This is a genomic window from Actinoplanes sp. NPDC051633, from assembly GCF_040681735.1.
Lineage (GTDB): Bacteria > Actinomycetota > Actinomycetes > Mycobacteriales > Micromonosporaceae > Actinoplanes.
Map to the genome: position 1 here is coordinate 1 of NZ_JBFAZH010001151.1, position 2434 is coordinate 2434.

At 74.0% G+C, this 2434-nt stretch carries 2 protein-coding genes; one reads left to right on the forward strand and one right to left on the reverse strand.

From position 1 onward, the window contains the following. Positions 1-103 precede the first annotated feature (103 nt). Complete coding sequence (locus AB0M20_RS38260) at positions 104-991, reverse strand: hypothetical protein (protein WP_364305783.1); 888 nt, start codon at positions 989-991, stop codon at positions 104-106. A 99-nt stretch (positions 992-1090) separates the two neighbouring features. Between AB0M20_RS38260 and AB0M20_RS38265 the strand changes: the two genes are divergently transcribed. Further along, positions 1091-2434: NAD-binding protein (locus AB0M20_RS38265; protein WP_364305785.1), on the forward strand; the 1344-nt coding region annotated here is incomplete at its 3' end.

Consider the following 2434-nt stretch of genomic DNA (forward strand, 5'->3'; position numbering starts at 1 on the left):
GGTGGGCCGCGGTTCCGTGCAGATCGACGCCGTGAGCTAACCGCCACAAAGCAAAGCGGGCCCCGTCCTCAACGTCGAGGACGGGGCCCGCTTTCCTGTGCTGTCACCGGTAGTCGGGGTCCACACCGGCCACCGGGCGGCCGTCGGAGAACTTGCGATCGGTCGACGCCTCGTCGTCGATCGGCTCCTCGTGCAGGCGCTTGCGGTCGTCGCCCGGGCCGGCCGCGCTCGGCGCCCGGTCGTCGCCCGGCTTGGTGGCGGGCTTGATGGGCTTGGTGCTCGGAGTGTCATCCGGCGTCGTGCCCGGCGTCGTGCCCGGCGGGACGTCGGTGCCGCCCGGCGGCAGGCCGCTCACGTCCGAGGCGTCGGCCGGGTCGTCGGCGTCGGCGGGCAGGGTGTGGGCCGGCTCGTCCGGCAGCAGGCCGCCGAGCAGCGGCAGGTCGCTGCCGAGCAGCCCGGACTCGGTGCCCCCGGCGCGTCCGACCGGCAGGCCGCCGCCGACCGGCAGGCCATCGCCACCGTTGGGCAGCAGGCCACCCACCACCGGAAGACCGCCCAGCGCGGGCAGACCGCCACCGCCGGCGACCGGGAGACCGCCGCCCGCGACCGGCAGGCCGCCGCCGGCGACCGGGAGACCGCCGCCACCCAGGACCGGCAGGCCGCCGGTCGCCGCGGGCCGCCGGGCCGTCTGCGCGGCGCCCGCCTGGCGTGCGCTGCCCAGGCCGGTGCGCGGCTTGCCCTTCTCCGCCGGCAGCACCGAATCGGTCGGAACGGTGTTGGTGCCCGGCTTCACGGACACGATCGGCGAGTCGTCCAGCGGGCTCGCCACCCGGACACCGCCGTCCGGGTTGAGCACCCCACCGGCCGGATCCATCACCCCGCCGAGCAGCCCGCCCTGGCCGGCGGCCGGCGTCTGGTCCTCGGCCTGCGCCGGGCTGCCGAGCAGGAGGAGACCCCCGGCCGCCGCCGCGGCGATCAGGTACCTACGCATGCGATTCCTCCACAGTTCTCGATCCGGACGAACGGCTCGGAAGTGGCAACGACGATCAGGGGGACCTGGTTCCGGTGCTCCGCTGATTACGATCAGGACATGAGCGCCGATCAACCGTCCACCGTGCGGCGTCGCGCGTTCATGACCCGGCTCCAGCAGCGGCTCACCAACGGCGTCGACGACCAGCGCCCGCACTTCGTGATCTGCGGCGGGGACGCGTTGGCGTACACGCTGGCCGACGAGCTGTCGAACGCCGGCCACCGGATCCGGATCACGCTGGTGGTGCCGTCGGAGTCGAAGGCCGACGTGCCCGACGTGGGGAAGCTGCGCGGGGTGCGGGTGGTGCGCGCGGAGCGCCTGGACGAGCAGGCGTTCCGGGCCGCCGGGCTGGCCGGTGCGGCCGCGCTGGCGCTGGTGATGCCGGACGACGTCACCAACCTGCACGCGGCGCTGTGCGCCCAGGCCGTCGAGCGCGACCTGCGCCTGGTGATCAGGATGTTCAACACCGGTCTGGGGTACGGCGTGAAGCGGCTCTTCGAGGACTGCGCCGTGCTCAGTGACGCGGCCATGGCGGCGCCCGCGTTCGTCGCCGCCGCGCTGGGCGAGCCCGCTCCGACGCACTTCCGCCACGCCGGGCGCACGATGTACGTGGCCCGTCGTGAGGACGTACCTGACAAGCTCGTGGTCTGTCCGTTGACCGTCGCGGACGGCAAAGGGGACGTGGAGGTGCTGCCGAACGGCCCGCTGCCCGACCCGGGCCGGCCGCACGATCTGGTGCTGGCCGAGGCGTCGGGCCGACCGGCCGGCCAGACGGTGGCGGCCCGCAAGCTGGCGCGTTCGTCGCACCGCCCGCGGCCGTTCCGCTCCACCGCCCGGGCGATCCGGGCCGCGCTCAACCGCAAGCTCGGCATGGCGGTGCTGATCACGCTGGTGATCTGCGCCGTCGCCGGCGCCGTGCTGGCCCACGCCGACGAGGAGGTCGGCGGCTTCTGGGCCTCGATCTACACGACGCTGATGACCGCGGTCGGATCGTCCGATGCGGACACACACCGCAGCGGCCTCGCCCAGGCCGCGCAGCTGGTGCTGACCATCTCCGGCCTGGCTCTGCTGCCGCTGATCACGGCGGCGGTCGTCGAGGGCATGGTGAACGCCCGGCTGGCGCTCTCCAGCGGGCAGATGCGCGGAACGCACGAGGACCACATCGTGCTGGTCGGCCTGGGCAGTGTCGGCACCCGGGTGCTGCGGCAGCTGGTCGATCTGGGCCTGGACGTGGTCGCGATCGACCGCAACCCCAACGCGCGCGGCGCCAAGGTGACCGAGCAGCTCGGCGTGCCGTTCATCGTCGGCGACGCGGCGCTGGAGGAGACGTTGCAGGCTGCGTCGATCGAGACCGCGAAGGCGCTGGTGGTCGTCTCCACCGACGATGTGACCAACCTGCAGGCG

Coding starts and splice junctions, on each gene's coding strand:
- AB0M20_RS38260 (WP_364305783.1), bottom strand. CDS start 991: ATGCGTAGGTACCTGATCGCCGCGGCGGCGGCCGGGGGTCTCCTCCTG.